A 14,777-nucleotide genomic window follows, 5' to 3' on the forward strand; every position below is an offset into this window, starting at 1 on the left:
TGGGGTGAGCCATAGGCGAACCTCAACTTGCGATGTTTACGCTTCCTCGAAGCGGTTGGCTTCGCGGTTCTTGCGCACTTTCAGCGGATCCCAGATGCGGCCGTTCATGGCGATGTAGACGCCATCGGGCAGGGTCTGCACGGCGCCGACGGCGCAGCCGATGTTGAACACCGCGTCCGAGCCCTGGAAGCGAGCGGGATTGAGCGCGCCGGTGAGCACGATGACCTTGCCCTTGAGGCTGGCCAGCTCGCGCGCGGTCTCCACCATGGTGTCGGTGCCATGCGTGACCAGCACGTGGCGATGCGGCTGCGCCTCGATGGTGGAGCGCACCAGGACGCGGTCCTCCGGGCCCATATGCAGGCTGTCCTTGCGCAGGATCGGGATCACGTCGAACTGGAAAGCGACACCGAGCTGGCCGAGGATTTCGCCGATCTGCGGAGCGCCGATCTTGTAGTCCGACTTGTCGTCGAAATAGATCTTGTCGATGGTGCCGCCGGTGGTGACGATGGTCAGGTGCTGCATGGGAGAAGGCCGTGATGGGGATGGGGTAGTTTAAGGGCGGGGAAGGGGGAACGGGGATGGCGCGGCTGCCCCGGACGCCAATCCACACTGATGTTCCCCGTGTTCTTTAAGCCAGCAATACCGTGTCTGCCGCGTCCAGGTTGTCCAGCCGGTCGAGTCCGTGGCTGATGAAGCGGCGAAGTGCCGCGCCGGGACGCAAGTCGCCGCGTTGACGCTTGGCCCACGCGGCTTGTCGCGCGAGCAGTGCGGCGGCCGTGCAGCGGGCGAGCGTGATGGAGAGGCCGCGCGCGCCCGCTTCCAGGGCATCGCGTTCGGCGCCGTGGGTTTCCAACCAGCGCATCGCGGCGTCCAGGGTGCATTGAATGACGCTGGCGGCGTGCATGTCGTCGCCGTCGGCCAGCCAGTGGCCCACGCTCGTGCGCAGGGCGCCGGGCGCCGCGCCGGCCAGTGCGCGCAGGCTGTCCAACGAAAGCACGTTGGTGGTGCCTTCCCAGATGGCGTAGACCTGCGCGTCGCGCAGCAGCTGCGGCAGGCCGGTGTCCTCGATGTAGCCCGCGCCGCCGAAGCATTCGAGGGCCTCCGAGCACAGCTGGATCGCCAGCTTGCCGGTCCACAACTTCGCCAGCGGGGTGAGCAGCCGGAGCAGGGCGGCTTCGTCGGGCGTCGCGGTCTGCTGTTCGACGCGACCCAGCAGGTGCGCCACTTCGAAGGCCAGCGCGAAAGCGGCTTCGAATTCCGCCTGCATGCCGGCGAGCGTGCGCGCATGCAGGGGCTGCTCGGCCAGCAGGCGCCCGAAGACCTGGCGCCGCCGCGCGTAGTCGCGCGCCAGCTGCAGCGCGCGCGCCATGCTGGCGACGGCGCAGATGGCGTTCCAGGTGCGCGTGACGTTGAGCATCGGGGCGACTTGCCGCACGCCGTGCGCGAGGTCGCCGACCGGCCACGCGGGCAGGCCTTCCAGGTGGATTTCCGCAGTGGGCAGTTCGTGGGTGCCGAGCTTGTCCTTGAGCCGGTCGATGACAAGTTCAGGCTTGCGCACGCTGTCGTCCATGGTCTCCACGTAGAACAGCGCCAGCGCGCCGGGCCCTGCGCCGGCGCCTTCGGGGCGGGCCAGCGCCAGCGCGGCCTCGCCGACCACGGCGGAACTGAACCACTTGCGCCCGTACAGGCGCCATTGGCCGTCGGCGTCGCGTCGGGCCGCGGTCTCGGTGTTGCCGACGTCGGAACCGCCGGCGTTCTCGGTCATCCACTGGCCGCTCAGCCAGAAGGTCGCCGGATCGCGGCTGAGGAAGTGCGGCAGGGCGCGCTTGATCAGCGCGGTGTTGCCCGACGCTTTCAGGGCCGTGGCGGCGCCGTCGGTCATCGCCAGCGGGCAGGTATAGAACTCGCTGGCGAGGTGGTAGAGGTAGACGCGCGCGAATTCTTCCAGGCGCGCGCACGGATGCGCCTCGTGGCCGGCGGCCAGTACCGCGTGGCGGGTGGTGAGCAGTGGTCCTTCCTGCCAGGCGGGCGTGAGTTCGATGCGATCGACGCGTCGGCCCCAGGCGTCCCACTGGGTGAGTACCGGTTTGCGCCGCGTGGTGGCGCAGACGCGGCGCCAGGCCAGGCGCGCGTAATCGCCGAGCGCGTCGAGGTCAGGCTCGATCGCGGCGCGCCGGTCTGCGGGAAGCGCGCGGTCGAGCAGATCGGTGAGCAGGCGATCGTCGCGGTACGGATGCGCCAGTTGCGGCGCTTCTTGCAGGAATCCCATGCGGCCCTCCCTGGGCAGAGAAATGCCCCCGGAGTATAGGCCTGCGCTTGTTCGGCCTCTGTAGAGCCGGTGGCAGCTTCAGCCGGCCGGCCGGCGCCGCACGCCCGCGCCCAGGGCGCCGATCAGCAGCAGCGTCAGGATGATTTCCACCAGTGCCAGCCAGCGCTCGCTCGAGGACGTCCAGCCTTCCGAAATGCCGTGGCAGAAGTAGAACAGGCTGAGGATGCCGACCCACAGCAAGGCGCGGCGCACGTCGCGGCGCAGCGCGAGCAGCGGCAGCAGCAGGGGAACCACGGTCATCAGCAACACGGCCCACACGGGGAGCAGCTGCCCCGGGAACAGCCAGCCGTGCCAGATCAACTGCAGCAGCGCCAATCCGGCCCAGGCGGCCAGGCCGATCCGGTAGGCGGCCGGGACGGCCGGTGCGTTCATGCGCCGTCCCCCAGCCTGCGCGCCACCTCGGCCAGGCGGCGGCCCAGCGCGCGGGCCAGCTCGCGTTCGTGCTCGCTGATGGCGTTGTCGCCCTGCGGGCCGGCGACGTGGCTGGCGCCGTAGGGCGTGCCACCGCTGAGCGTGGCGGTGAGCGCGGCTTCCGTATACGGCACGCCGACGAGCAGCATGCCATGGTGCAGCAGCGGCAGTGCCATGCTCAGCAGGGTGGATTCCTGTCCGCCATGCATGGTGCTGGTGGAAGTGAACACCGCCGCCGGCTTGCCGGCCAGCGCGCCACTGGCCCATTCGGCGCCGGTGCCGTCGAGGAAATACTTCAGCGGTGCGGCCATGTTGCCGAAGCGCGTGGGGCTGCCCAGGGCGAGGCCGGCGCAGTCGATGAGGTCCTGCCGGCTCGCGTACGGCGCGCCTTCCTCCGGTTCCGGCGGCTGTGCCACTTCGGTCACCGGCGCGACCGGCGGCACCTGGCGCAGACGGGCTTGCATGCCGGGCACTTCCTCCACGCCGCGCGCGATCAGCCGTGCCAGGCGCGCTGTATGGCCGCTGCGGCTGTAGTAGAGGACCAGGATGTCTCGGTTCATGCGCGCGGCTCGCGGTTTGGGGCGTTCGGTGCGGATCGGGTAGTGTACCGTTCCGTTCCGTCCATCATGCCGCCCGCCCACGAGGCCGCCACGAGCGGCGACGGCTGCCGAAGAGGACTCGCATGGCCTGGCGTATCGACCGCGACCGCACCACCAGTTTCAGCCGCTTCCTGTGGCAGCGCTTCATCGACGACAAGTGCTTCGAGACCGCGGGCGCGCTGTCGTACACGACGCTGGTGTCGCTGGTGCCCCTGGTGGTGGCGGTGCTGGCGATGTTTTCCGCGTTCCCGGTGTTCGCCGAATGGCGCAACACGCTCATCAACTTCGTCTTCAACCTGGTGCCTGCGGCCGCGGAGACAGTGAAGAACGCGCTGCTGGCCTTCGCGGACAATGCCAGCAAGCTCACTGGCATCAGCGTGATCGTGATGCTGTTCAGCGCCATCTCGATGATGGTCAGCATCGAGGATCGCCTCAATCGCATCTGGCGCGTGCACCAGCCCCGCAGCTGGGCGTCGCGGCTGCTGCTGTACTGGGCCGCGCTCACGCTCGGGCCGATCCTGGTCGTGGGCGGGCTGGCGGCCAGTTCCTACGTGACGGCGCTGCCGCTGATCCGGAACGCGGCGGGCATGGGCTTCGGGGTGTATCTGCTGAATGCCCTGCCGTTCGTGGTCACCTTCATCACGCTGTGGCTGCTTTACGTGGTGGTGCCGAACCGGCCCGTGTCGTTGAAGCACGCCGCGATCGGTGCGTTGCTGGGCGCGCTGCTGTTCGAGCTGGCGCGCTGGGGCTTCTCGATGTTCGTGCGGCATGCGCAGACCTACCAGCAGATCTACGGCGCGGCGCTGGCGGCGCTGCCGATCTTCCTGCTGTGGATCTATCTCTCGTGGATCATCGTGATTCTCGGCGCCTCGATCGCCGCCTCCATTTCCGCCTATGAATACCAGGCGCCCACCGAATGCCTGCCCGAGGGCTCGGAATTCCTGGGCCTGATGGTGGTGCTGCGGCATTTCGTGGACGCGCAGCGCAAGGGTTACAGCGTGGATCCGGCGATCGTGCGCCTGGAGGAACCGTATCTGCGCAGCGGCTCGATCGGCGCATTCTTCGCGGACCTGCAGCGGGCGGACCTCATCCAGCGCAGCGAATCGGGCGGCTGGCTGCTCAGCCGCAGCCTCGATGCCACGGACCTGCTGCGCGTGTATCGCTATGCGGGGTATCGTCTCCCGCTGGATCCGGCCGGCGAAGCGCAGGCGCTGGGCATCCGGCTGCCGCAGGAGCTGCTCGAGCTGCTCTGCTCGACGGCGGCCATGCTCACCCAGACGCTCGACGCCACGCTCGACCGGGTATTCCCCGCAACCTCCCCCGAAGACACCTCTCCCTCGAAGGAAGTGGCCGCATGAACCGTTTCACCGCCCTCGCTCTCGCCGCCGCCGTGGCGCTCGGCGCGCCGGCCGCGCATGCCGCGATGCCTGCGCAGCCGACGCTGAAAGTCACCACGCTGGACGGCAAGCCGTATGACCTGGCGCAGGAGCGCGGCAAGTACGTGATCGTCAATTACTGGGCCACGTGGTGCGTGCCGTGCATCAAGGAGATGCCGGACATCTCGCGCTTCGTCGCCGCGCACAAGGACAAGGTCGCGGCGATCGGCCTGGCCTACGAAGACACAGACAAGGCCGACATCCAGGCCTTCCTTGCCAAGCATCCGGTGAGCTACCCGATCGCCCAGGTGACGCTGGACAAGCCGGTGAAGGATTTCGACGAGCCGCGCGGGCTGCCCACCACCTGGCTGATCGGCCCGGACGGCAAGGTGGCAAAGCGTTTCGTCGGGCCGGTCACCGAGGCTTCGCTGGGCGAGGCCACCGGCCTGGGCAAGTAAGGCGCGCCATGGCCGCGGTCCTGTTCCGGGTGAGCGGCAGGGTGCAGGGCGTGTTCTATCGCGCCAGCACCCGCGAGCAGGCGCGGGCGCTGGGCCTGACCGGTTACGCGAGGAACTTGCCGGATGGCGCCGTGGAAGTGCTGGCCTGCGGCGAGGCCGAGGCGATCGCGGTATTGGAACGCTGGCTGTGGGAAGGCCCTGCGGCCGCGCGCGTCGACCACGTCGCGCGGGACGAGTGGTCCGGCGCGGCGCCGGGGGATTTCCGGACGGGCTAGCGGCCGCGCGTCTTCATTCGCCGTCGAAGCTGTCCGGCACCCACAGCGCTTTTCCGGTGACGTTCTCGCGCTGCGGTTTGCGCTTGAGCTTGGGCAGCTTCACTTCCGGGATGGTCTCTTCCTTGCGCGGGACGTGTTCCAGCAGATGGCGGATCAGATTGATGCGCCCGCGCTTCTGGTCGTTGAAGTCCACCACGAACCACGGCGCATAAGGGCGGTGGGTGCGCTCGATCATCTCGTCGCGCAGCCGGCCGATCTTCTCGTACTTCTCGCGCGAGGCCATGTCCACCGGCGAGAGCTTCCAGCGCTTGAGCGGATCTTCGGCGCGCTCGGCGAAACGCTCTTCCTGTACGCGCTGGTCCACCGCCAGCCAGTACTTCACCAGGGTGATGCCATCGTCCGCGAGCAGTTTCTCGAAGTGCGGCGTGGCGCGCAGGAAGGCCTCGCGTTGCTTCTCGGTGCAGAAGCCCATGGCTGGCTCGACCACGGCACGGTTGTACCAGCTGCGATCGAACAGCACGAGCTCGCCCGCGGAAGGCAGGTGTTGCACGTAGCGCTGGAAGTACCATTGCGCGGATTCGATGTCGGTAGGCTTGCCCAGCGCGGCGACGCGGTAGCCGCGGGTGTCCATCGATTCGGTGATGGCCTTGATGGTGCCGCCTTTGCCCGCCGCGTCGCGCCCTTCGAAGATCACCACCACGCGATGGCCGCTGCGCTTGAGCCAGCGGTGCAGGCCGGCCAGCTCGATCTGCAGGTCTTCCATGGTCTTGCGATAGCGCTTGTCCGGCTTGCCCATGGGCATTCCTCCCCGCTAGAGATCCAGGTCGGCCGGCGGCCGGCCGATGCGATGCCGCGCACCCATGGCCTGGGCGGCGCGGCGGAAATCGGCCGCGAAGCCGGCCATGTCGAATACAGGGTTGTTCGTGCGCACGTCGTGCAGGTGACGGCGCAGAGTGGCCAGCGCGTCGCGGTCGTTGCCGAGGTGGACGGCCATGGCGATGAAAGCGTCCTCGTCGTCGGCCACCAGTTCGGGCAGCCCGGCGTGGAACAGCACACTGGCCGCCTGCCGGCCGGCCAGCGTGCGGCCGAGGCAGGTGAGCACCGGGCAGCCCGCCCACAGCGCGTCGAGCGCGGTGGACTGGGCGGTGCACGGCAGCGTGTCCAGGAACAGGTCCGCCTGCCGCAGCCAGGACACGTACTCGGCGTGCGGGAGCCGCGGCATGAAGATCAGCCGTTCCGGCGCCACGTCCATCAGCTCGGCGGCGCGACGCAGGCGATCGTCCGCACCGTGCGCTCCCGCGAGCAGCCACAATACGCTGCCGGGCACCTGCTGCAGGATCAGCATGAAGCGCGCGAACGCCGCGGGATTGAGCTTGTGGTGACCGTGGATGCTTGCGAAGACCGTGCCTTCCGCCGGCAAGCCGCAGTCGGCGCGCGAAGGCGGTTCGCCCATCGCCGACGAGCCGTCGAACGGGATCGCGCAGCGCGGCAGCCGCACGACTTTCTCGCTGAACCCTTCGCGCAAGGTCGCCGGCAGCGCCACCGCGTCGGACAACACATAGTCGGTCCAGCTCGTGCCGGCGGTCGCGGGGTACGCGAACCAGTTGACCTGCACCGGCGCCGGACGGAACTCGAAAAGGTCGCTGTTGGCGCCGCCGCCGTAGCTCCGCAGGTCGAACAGCACTTCGATGCCGGCTTGGTGGATCCGCCGGGCGAGTTCCGGCGGCGGCGAACCGGCGACGTCGTGCACCGTGACCGGTGCCGCGGCGAGGCGTCGCCGCACCGGGCCGCCGTCGTCGGGCGTGAGGCAGAAGAGGTGGACGTCGACGCGTTCGTCGCCCAGGCGCTCGAGCAGATCCACGGTGAGCTGTCCGATCGGCCGCTCGCCGAAGCCGTTGGAGACGAAGCCGACGCGCAGCGGCTCGCCGGCGTTCCGTTGCCGCGGCGCAAACTCCAGCGCCTGGCGCAGCGGGGCGGCCTGCTTCTCCACGCCCGCGGCGAACGTCGCCGCGCAACGGCGTTGCTCGGCGGCGCCGGCGTCTTCGGCGAGGAAGGCGAACGGCAGCACGCCATCGCGACCTTCGGCGACGGCGCGATGCAGCCGCTGGGTCAGTTCGTCCAGATCGTGCCAGTCGCACAGGCGGCGCCGCGCGAAGACCAGCATGGCCAGCGCTGCGCCGGAGGCGGCGTCCAGCCGCAGCGCGCGTTCGAACGCAGCCGCGGCTCCGGGCAGGTCGCCGGCGTCGTCCAGCAGCACGCCGGCATGAAAGGGGTAGAGCGGGTGCTCGGGTGCGCGGCGCTCGGCCTGCAGCCAGGCTTCGGCGGCATCATCGATGCGACCCTGGGCGTGCAGGATGCGCGCACGCAGCGCGAACACACTGTCGTCGTCGGGCGCCAGCTGCAGCGCTTCGTCCGCATGCTGGGCGGCCTGCGGCAGATTGCCCAGCTCCAGCTCCGCCGCGGCGAGGTTGAGGCGCAGGCCGGCGTGCTGGGGCGCGCCATGCGTCGCCATGGCGTAGGACTCGCGGGCCTGGGCATGCCTGCCGGCGAACATCAGCGCATGGCCGAGCAGCATCAGGATGGCAGCGTGGCCGGGATGTCGGCGCAGGGCCTGGCGCAGCGTCTCGATGGCGCCGTCCACCTGGCCTTCCTCCAGCAGCAGGCTGGCGAGATTGCACTGCACCTCCACACTGTCCGGCGCCAGGCCGGCGGCTGTCTGAAGCGCCTCCCGCGCTTCGGCATGGCGGCCCAGCTGGATCAGCGCCACGCCCTGCAGGCGCGCGACTTCCGCGTCTTGGGGGAAATCGGGGCGCGCGCCGGCGGCGAGCGCCGCCGCGCCGGCCGCGTCGCCGCGGTCGAGCAGACGCACCAGTTGATGACGGAGGGCGAGGAGTTCGGATCGTGAAGCCTGCTTCATCCGCGCAAGCTAGCGCACGCTGTCTTTACTGCCAATCGCCGGGTGCGTGATGCGGTAGGCAGCCCGGCCAGCCTGCTCAGGCGAGGGCTTTGAGCTGGTCCGCCTGGTGCTCGCGCAGCAGCACGCCGAGCAGTTCGTCGAGGTCGCCCTGCATGATCTCGGGCAGGCGGTAGAGGTCCAGGCCGACGCGATGGTCGGTGACCAGGTTGTCCTTGTAGCGGTAGGTGCGGATGCGCTGGCTGCGGTCGCCGCTGCCGACCTGCAGGCGGCGCGATTCGGCCTGTTCGGCCACCTGCTTGGACTGCGCCTCGTCGAGCAAGCGCGCCTTCAGCAGGCTCATCGCGCGGGCGCGGTTCTTGTGCTGGCTGCGTTCGTCCTGGCACTCGACCACGATGCCGCTGGGCAGGTGGGTGATGCGGATGGCCGAATCGGTCTTGTTGACGTGCTGGCCGCCGGCGCCAGAGGCGCGGAAGGTGTCGATCTTGAGGTCGGAAGGCGCGATCTCGACGTCTTCGATGTCGTCCACTTCGGGCAGCACCGCCACCGTGGCGGTGGAAGTGTGGACGCGGCCCTGCGATTCCGTGGCCGGCACGCGCTTCACGCAATGCACGCCGGATTCGAACTTCAGCCGGGAAAACGCGCCCTTGCCCTCGACGCGCGCGACGACTTCCTTGTAGCCGCCATGCTCGCCAGGGTGCTCGCTGAGGATTTCCACGTGCCAGCCCTGGCGTTCGGCATAGCGCGCGTACATGCGGAAGATGTCGCCGGCGAAGATCGCCGCTTCATCGCCGCCGGCACCTGCGCGCACCTCCAGGAAGAGGTTGGCTTCGTCGCGCGGGTCGCGGGGGAGCAGCAGGATCTGCAATGCGCCGTCGAGTTCGGCGAGGCGGCCTTCCAGCCGCGCCACGTCATCGGCGGCCAGTTCGCGCATGTCCGGATCGGCCAGCATGGCGCGCGATTCGGCCAGCTCGCGTTCGGCCTGGTCATGTTCGCGCAGCGCCGTGGCCAGCGGCTCGAGCTGGGCGTACTCGCGCGAGAGGTCGCGGAAGCGCGCGCCGTCGGCGAGCACATCCGGCTGGGCCAGCAGCAGGCCGACTTCTTCGTGGCGTTCGGCGAGGGAAGCGAGTTTGTGGCGGATGGATGGCGTCATCGGAACGGGAAGGCGAGTGACCGGAGCGTGGCCTGAGGCCGGTGTGGGGCGGGGGCGGGCCCGCTAGGCTCCGGTATTCGGGTCCTTCTCGTCCAGCCCGTAGAGGCGACCGGCTGCGTGCAGCAGATCCATGTCGCCGGCGAGCGCGGCCTCGCGCAGGCGGGCGCTGGGGTGGTGCAGCAGCTTGTTGGTGAGCGTATTGGCGAGGAAGGCCAGGGCCTCGTCCGGCGATTTGCCGCGGGCCAGCATGGCGCGCGCCTTCTCCAATACTTCGTCGCGGTAGGTTTCCGCATGCTGGCGCATGTCCACGGCCGGGTTGCGCAACGTGAGCGCGCGGCGCCAGGCCATGTAGCGTTCCACCTGCAGGTCGATGATGGCGTCGGCCTCGCGGGCGGCGGCTTCGCGCGAGCGGCGGTTGTCGTCGATCACCTGGCGCAGGTCGTCGATGCCATACAGATAGACGTCTTCCAGCTCACCCACGGCCGGCTCGATGTCGCGCGGCACCGCGATATCCACCATGAACATCGGCTTGCGGCGGCGTGCGCCGATGGCTTTCTCCACCATCGGGCGCGTGACGATCGGTTGGCGGGCCGCCGTGGACGAAATGACGATATCGGCTTCCGCCAGGTGCTGGGGCAGGTCGTGCAGGCCAATGGCGTAGCCGCCGTGGCGGCTGGCCAGTTCCTGGGCGTTTTCCAGCGTGCGGTTGGCGACGATGAGCCGCCGGACCTGCTTGTCGGCCAGGTGGCGCGCGGCCAGTTCGATGGTGTCGCCGGCGCCGACGAGCAGCACGCAGGCCTGCTTGAGGTCGGCAAAGACCTGTTCGGCCAGGCGCACGGCGGTGAATGCCACCGACACGGTATGCGCGCCGATGCGCGTATCGGTGCGCACGCGCTTGGCCACGGCGAAGGTGTGCTGGAGCAGGCGGTCCATCGGCGCGCGCAGGGCCTGTGCGTCGCGCGCGAGCTGATACGCGTCCTTCACCTGGCCGAGGATCTGCGGTTCGCCCAGCACCATCGAGTCCAGGCCGGTCGCCACGCGGAACATGTGGCGGACGGCGTCGTCCTCGTCATGGCGGTAGAGGAACTCGTCGAGCCTGCCGGGAGTCAGCTGATGGTGTCGCCCGAGCCATGCCTGGGGCACGCCTTCGGCGCCGGCGGCGACGCTGACGTAAAGCTCGGTGCGGTTGCAGGTGGAAAGGATCATCGCCTCTTCCACGCCGGGCTCGCGGGTCAGCTCCTGCAAGGCGTGTTCGGCGCTCGACGCGTCGAACGCCACTTGCTCTCGCAACTGGACCGGCGCTGTGAGGTGATTGAGCCCTAGGGCGATCAGCGGCATGGTGAGAGGCGTTTGGAAGCGGCAGGCACCCGGCGGCGTACACTAGCCGCGGCACCGGCCGTTCCCCAGGCGACGACGGCTGTAAATGACGGATGAACGGAGAATAGTGTGCTGAGCAGGTTGGCCAAGTTCAAGCAACTGCGGCATTTTGCGGTTTATGGGGTGGTTCTGGCGACAGTCGCCGGCTGTGCCACCGTGACCCCGGGACGCGAGGCCGCCAAGCCGGCGCCGGCGCAGCCCCTGGACCACCTGACCGTGGTCACGCCGGATGCGGACCACGACCTGACGGCCCAACTGCTGGCCGGAGAGATGGCGATCGCGCGCAGCGACCTCAAGGCCGCGGCCGAAGCCTATGGCAAGGCCATGCGTCTCAGTGCCGACCCCCGCGTCGCCGGGCAGGCCGCTGAGCTCGCGACCGCCCTGCACGATAGTCAGCTCGCGGACCAGGCCATCGAGCGCTGGCAGCAGCTCGGCGCCAAGCCGGCCGACCTCGCCATGGCCCGGGCCCAGGTGGCCCTGGACCAGGGCAATACCGAGGAAGCCCGCAGGCAGCTCGAAAAGCTCGTGTCCAGCGGCGACCCCGATGCCTGGCGCCAGTTCGGCCGCGCCCTGCTGGGCAGCCGCGACTCGGCCGTGGCCGCGCAACTGCTCGAATCGCTGGCCACGCCGCAACGCCTGCCGGCCGATCCGCAGGCCTGGCTGGCCATGAGCGAACTGGGCGACAAACTGGGCCGGCATGCTTATGCGCAGCAGCTGGCCGATGCGGCGATCAAGCGCTTTAACAGCGCAGAAACCTACGCTTGGGCCGGCCAGTTGAAGTACCGCAACGGCGACCGCGCCGGCGCGCAGGCCCTGTTCCAGAAGGCGCTCGGGCGCGAGCCGAAGAATGTCGGGTTGCGGCTGGCGTACGCGACGCTGCTGGGGCAGACCGGCGATTACGCGGCCGCGTCCAAGGTGCTCGACGGCGGTCCGCAGAACGCGGACACCTACAGCCTGCGCGCGACCCTGGCCGCGCGCGCCAACGACACCAAGGCGATCGGCCGCATCTACGCCCAACTGCAGCGCGCGCCGCATGACGTGCGCGACTCCAATGCGTTCCTCCTGGGCACGCTGGCCGAGATGCTCGACAAGGACGACGAGGCCCTGGACTGGTACAGCCAGGTGGCCGACGAAGACGAGCATGCCTTCGATGCCGACCTGCGCAGTGCCGTGTTGCTGCACAAGATGGGGCGCACGCCGGAGTCGCACGAACTGCTGTCGCAGATGCAGACCGATTACCTCGATCAGCCGGCGCAGCTGCGCCGCGCCTATGAGGTCGATGCCAGCCTGTACATGAACGAGCAGAAGTTCGCTCAGGCCGAGGCCGCGTTCAGTCGAGCTCTCCAGGTGGTGCCGGACGATCCGCAGCTGCTGTACGGACGCGGCCTGGCGTATGCCGAAACCGGCCAGATCGACAAGGCAGTGGCCGACTTCCGTCGCCTGTTGCAGATCAAGCCGGACGATATCGATGCCACCAATGCCCTGGGCTACACGCTGGCCGATGCCAATCGCGACCTTCCCGAGGCGGAGCGCCTGATCCAGACGGCGCGCGCGGCCAAGCCGGACGACCCGGCCATCGCCGACTCCTGGGGCTGGCTGCAGTATCGATTGGGCCACCTCGATCAGGCGGAGCAAACGCTGCGCGCCGCCTGGCAGACGCGCAAGGACGCCGACGTCGGCGTCCACCTTGGCGAGGTGCTGTGGAAGCAGGGCCGCCAGGCCGACGCGAAGCGCCTGTTCGACGAGGTGCGCCGTATCGATCCCCAGAGCGAAACGCTCCGCGACACGCTGAAGCGGTTGAGTCCATGAAGGCATGTCTGCGCATCCTCGCGGCGGCCTTGCCGCTGCTGCTTGCCGCCTGCGTGCCTGCGCCGGTGGTCCGGGTCAAGGGCGATGCCGCACTCCTGCAGGAGCAGGAAGCCCGGGAACGCCTGCTGTCGGGCGCCGATCACTGGGTCCTGCAAGGCAAGCTCGGGGTGTCCGACGGCAAGGACGGCGGCAGTGGCACGCTCAACTGGTCCCAGGATGGCGAGCGCTACGAGTTCACCGTTCGTTCGCCGGTGGTCGGCAAGAGCTTCCGGCTGAGCGGCGGGCCGGAAGGCGCGTTGCTGGAAGGGTTGGACGGCGGGCCGCTGCGCGGGCCGGATGCCGAATCCCTGATGTCGAAGGCATTGGGTTGGGAGGTGCCGCTGCGCGATCTGCGCGCCTGGGTGCTGGGCCTGCGCGCCGATGGCGGCCCGGCCGAACTCAGCTTCGGCGCGGATCGCTTGCCGTCGCTGCTGCAGCAGGACGGCTGGAGCGTCGATTACCGCGAGTGGGATGCCGTCCGGCAGCCGCCTGTTCCCAAGAAGGTCTTCGCAGAGAAGCCGCCGTACCGGGTGCGGTTGTCGATCGAGTCTTGGGCGTTCCAGTGAAATCCCGCCGCGGCTGCTTGGGGTAGGCTTTGCCGCCCCGCGGCCGCACGGCTGCCAGCCGGAACCGACATGAGCTATCACATCGCCCGCGCCGAACCCGGGCAGGCCGAGGCGCTCTGCGCCATCGAGCGCGCCGCCATGGAGCTGTTCCGGGGGCACCGCGCCTGGCCGTTCTATGCCCGGGTGACCATGCCGCCTGAGGCGGTGCGGATGGGCATCGAGCGCGGGCTGGTCTGGGTGGCATGCGATGACGCCTCCGGGGCGCCAGTGGGTTTCGTGTGGCTGGACACCGAGAGCGGCGTCGACATCGGGGTGGCGGAGATCGACGTGCTGCCGGCCTGGGGGCGCAGGGGCATCGGCGCGGCGCTGCTGGAGCACGCCTGCGCCTGGGCCCGTGCCGCGGGCTACCGGCGGATCACGCTGGGTACCCTGGGCGATGTGCCCTGGAATGCGCCGTTCTATGCGAAGCATGGCTTCGTTGAGGTGGACAAGCGCGAGCCGGCTTTCGCCTTCGCACGCGATCGCGATCGGGAGAACGGCTTTCCCGACGACCTGCGGGTATTCATGAGCCGCCCGTTGCCGCCGCCCGGCGCAGCGGACTGGACGGTCTGGCCGGCGCCGGCCAAGTTGAACCTGTTCCTGCGCATCACCGGGCGGCGCCCGGACGGATATCACGAGCTGCAGACGGTCTTCCGGCTGCTCGATTGGGGCGACGAGATCCGGTTGCGGGTCCGGAATGACGGCGAGATCCGCCGGCCGACCGAGGTGCCGGGCGTGCCGGAGGAGGCCGACCTGGTCGTTCGCGCCGCGCGCCTGCTACAGCCGCATGCGCCGGCGGGCGCCGGCGTGGACATCGAGGTGGAGAAGCGCATCCCCATGGGCGGCGGCCTGGGTGGCGGCAGCTCGGATGCGGCCTCGGTGCTGGTGGCGCTCGACCACCTCTGGGGTACGGGCCTGCCGGAGGACGAGCTGGCCGAGCTGGGGCGGCGCCTTGGCGCGGATGTCCCGGTGTTCGTCCGGGGACGCTCGGCCTGGGCCGAAGGCGTGGGGGAGCGGCTGCAGCCGATCGCGTTACCTAGGCGTTGGTACGTGGTAGTGGATCCGCACGAGCACGTGCCTACCGCGGCGCTTTTTCAAGCGTCTGAATTGACACGAAATGCTCCGCCAGCCACAATTTCGTCCTTTGCTTCGGGCGAAACAGCCGAAAACGTCTTCGAGCCGGTCGTACGCACGCGCCATCCACGGGTCGCTGCAGCGTTGGATTGGCTCGGTCGGTTCGGCCAGGCGAGGCTTTCCGGCAGCGGCGGTTGCGTGTTCCTCGAAACACGGTCGCCGGACCGCGCGGAAGCCGTAGCCGAGCAGTGCCCGCCGGAATTCACGGCCTGTGTGGCCGCCGGCGTGGCGCTTTCCCCGTTGCAGGAGGCACTGGCGCGCCACCGCGGCGGCGCCTGAGCCGGAAGGTCGGATTCCG

14 protein-coding genes are annotated in these 14,777 nt (G+C 69.4%); 6 read left to right on the top strand and 8 right to left on the bottom strand.

Features of this window, described 5'->3' with window-relative positions; all coding sequences use genetic code 11:
- Positions 1 to 36: 36 nt before the first annotated feature.
- The 4 genes from RKE25_RS06670 to wrbA form a co-directional block, all read right to left on the bottom strand.
- Positions 37 to 522, bottom strand: coding sequence for an asparaginase domain-containing protein (locus RKE25_RS06670; protein ID WP_311841470.1), 486 nt, complete (start codon positions 520 to 522; stop codon positions 37 to 39).
- 106 nt (positions 523 to 628) lie between these two features.
- A complete protein-coding gene (locus RKE25_RS06675) occupies positions 629 to 2,269 on the bottom strand; it encodes an acyl-CoA dehydrogenase family protein (RefSeq protein WP_311841471.1) in 1,641 nt (546 codons plus the stop codon).
- A 78-nt stretch (positions 2,270 to 2,347) separates the two neighbouring features.
- Positions 2,348 to 2,701, bottom strand: coding sequence for a DUF2069 domain-containing protein (locus tag RKE25_RS06680; protein ID WP_311841472.1), 354 nt, complete (start codon positions 2,699 to 2,701; stop codon positions 2,348 to 2,350).
- Positions 2,698 to 3,300 carry an NAD(P)H:quinone oxidoreductase gene (wrbA, locus tag RKE25_RS06685; protein WP_311841473.1) on the bottom strand — a complete coding sequence of 201 codons (603 nt, stop codon included), beginning with the start codon at positions 3,298 to 3,300 and terminating at the stop codon, positions 2,698 to 2,700. Before wrbA ends, RKE25_RS06680 begins: the two co-directional genes overlap by 4 nt.
- A 122-nt stretch (positions 3,301 to 3,422) precedes the next feature.
- Here wrbA and RKE25_RS06690 point away from each other — a divergent pair, with 122 nt between their 5' ends.
- The 3 genes from RKE25_RS06690 to RKE25_RS06700 are packed head-to-tail and all read left to right on the top strand — an operon-like array spanning position 3,423 to position 5,448.
- Positions 3,423 to 4,697 (top strand): YihY family inner membrane protein, encoded by a 1,275-nt coding sequence (locus RKE25_RS06690; RefSeq protein ID WP_311841474.1) that lies wholly within the window; start codon positions 3,423 to 3,425, stop codon positions 4,695 to 4,697.
- Positions 4,694 to 5,173 carry a TlpA disulfide reductase family protein gene (locus RKE25_RS06695; protein ID WP_311841475.1) on the top strand — a complete coding sequence of 160 codons (480 nt, stop codon included), beginning with the start codon at positions 4,694 to 4,696 and terminating at the stop codon, positions 5,171 to 5,173. The genes RKE25_RS06690 and RKE25_RS06695 overlap by 4 nt, the downstream gene beginning before the upstream one ends.
- Positions 5,174 to 5,181: 8 nt before the next feature.
- Positions 5,182 to 5,448, top strand: coding sequence for an acylphosphatase (locus RKE25_RS06700; RefSeq protein WP_311841476.1), 267 nt, complete (start codon positions 5,182 to 5,184; stop codon positions 5,446 to 5,448).
- A gap of 13 nt (positions 5,449 to 5,461) precedes the next feature.
- Here the strand turns inward: RKE25_RS06700 and ppk2 are convergent, their stop codons facing one another.
- From ppk2 to hemA, 4 genes are all read right to left on the bottom strand, one after another.
- Positions 5,462 to 6,244, bottom strand: a complete 783-nt coding sequence (gene ppk2, locus RKE25_RS06705; protein ID WP_311841477.1) for a polyphosphate kinase 2 — start codon at positions 6,242 to 6,244, stop codon at positions 5,462 to 5,464.
- Positions 6,245 to 6,259: 15 nt separating this feature from the next.
- Entirely contained in the window at positions 6,260 to 8,365 is a 2,106-nt protein-coding gene (locus RKE25_RS06710) for a tetratricopeptide repeat protein (RefSeq protein ID WP_311841478.1), read from the bottom strand.
- A 76-nt stretch (positions 8,366 to 8,441) separates the two neighbouring features.
- Entirely contained in the window at positions 8,442 to 9,515 is a 1,074-nt protein-coding gene (gene prfA, locus RKE25_RS06715; protein WP_311841479.1) for a peptide chain release factor 1, read from the bottom strand.
- A 63-nt stretch (positions 9,516 to 9,578) separates the two neighbouring features.
- Positions 9,579 to 10,853 (bottom strand): glutamyl-tRNA reductase, encoded by a 1,275-nt coding sequence (gene hemA / locus RKE25_RS06720; RefSeq protein WP_311841480.1) that lies wholly within the window; start codon positions 10,851 to 10,853, stop codon positions 9,579 to 9,581.
- Positions 10,854 to 10,961: 108 nt separating this feature from the next.
- Between hemA and RKE25_RS06725 the strand changes: the two genes are divergently transcribed.
- The 3 genes from RKE25_RS06725 to ispE all read left to right on the top strand — a co-directional run bounded on the left by RKE25_RS06725 (position 10,962) and on the right by ispE (position 14,758).
- Complete coding sequence (locus RKE25_RS06725; RefSeq protein WP_311841481.1) at positions 10,962 to 12,701, top strand: tetratricopeptide repeat protein; 1,740 nt, start codon at positions 10,962 to 10,964, stop codon at positions 12,699 to 12,701.
- Positions 12,698 to 13,306, top strand: coding sequence for a lipoprotein insertase outer membrane protein LolB (gene lolB, locus RKE25_RS06730; RefSeq protein WP_311841482.1), 609 nt, complete (start codon positions 12,698 to 12,700; stop codon positions 13,304 to 13,306). Before RKE25_RS06725 ends, lolB begins: the two co-directional genes overlap by 4 nt.
- Positions 13,307 to 13,375: 69 nt before the next feature.
- Positions 13,376 to 14,758: a 4-(cytidine 5'-diphospho)-2-C-methyl-D-erythritol kinase gene (gene ispE / locus RKE25_RS06735; protein ID WP_311841483.1), complete on the top strand. Its 1,383-nt coding sequence runs from the start codon at positions 13,376 to 13,378 to the stop codon at positions 14,756 to 14,758.
- Positions 14,759 to 14,777 lie beyond the last annotated feature (19 nt).

This window comes from Dyella sp. BiH032, from assembly GCF_031954525.1.
GTDB lineage: Bacteria > Pseudomonadota > Gammaproteobacteria > Xanthomonadales > Rhodanobacteraceae > Dyella_D.

Coding starts and splice junctions, on each gene's coding strand:
- prfA (WP_311841479.1), bottom strand. CDS start 9,515: ATGACGCCATCCATCCGCCACAAACTCGCTTCCCTCGCCGAACGCCAC.
- RKE25_RS06695 (WP_311841475.1), top strand. CDS start 4,694: ATGAACCGTTTCACCGCCCTCGCTCTCGCCGCCGCCGTGGCGCTCGGC.
- ppk2 (WP_311841477.1), bottom strand. CDS start 6,244: ATGGGCAAGCCGGACAAGCGCTATCGCAAGACCATGGAAGACCTGCAG.
- wrbA (WP_311841473.1), bottom strand. CDS start 3,300: ATGAACCGAGACATCCTGGTCCTCTACTACAGCCGCAGCGGCCATACA.
- RKE25_RS06675 (WP_311841471.1), bottom strand. CDS start 2,269: ATGGGATTCCTGCAAGAAGCGCCGCAACTGGCGCATCCGTACCGCGAC.
- RKE25_RS06700 (WP_311841476.1), top strand. CDS start 5,182: ATGGCCGCGGTCCTGTTCCGGGTGAGCGGCAGGGTGCAGGGCGTGTTC.
- RKE25_RS06690 (WP_311841474.1), top strand. CDS start 3,423: ATGGCCTGGCGTATCGACCGCGACCGCACCACCAGTTTCAGCCGCTTC.
- ispE (WP_311841483.1), top strand. CDS start 13,376: ATGAGCTATCACATCGCCCGCGCCGAACCCGGGCAGGCCGAGGCGCTC.
- lolB (WP_311841482.1), top strand. CDS start 12,698: ATGAAGGCATGTCTGCGCATCCTCGCGGCGGCCTTGCCGCTGCTGCTT.
- RKE25_RS06670 (WP_311841470.1), bottom strand. CDS start 522: ATGCAGCACCTGACCATCGTCACCACCGGCGGCACCATCGACAAGATC.
- RKE25_RS06680 (WP_311841472.1), bottom strand. CDS start 2,701: ATGAACGCACCGGCCGTCCCGGCCGCCTACCGGATCGGCCTGGCCGCC.
- RKE25_RS06710 (WP_311841478.1), bottom strand. CDS start 8,365: ATGAAGCAGGCTTCACGATCCGAACTCCTCGCCCTCCGTCATCAACTG.
- hemA (WP_311841480.1), bottom strand. CDS start 10,853: ATGCCGCTGATCGCCCTAGGGCTCAATCACCTCACAGCGCCGGTCCAG.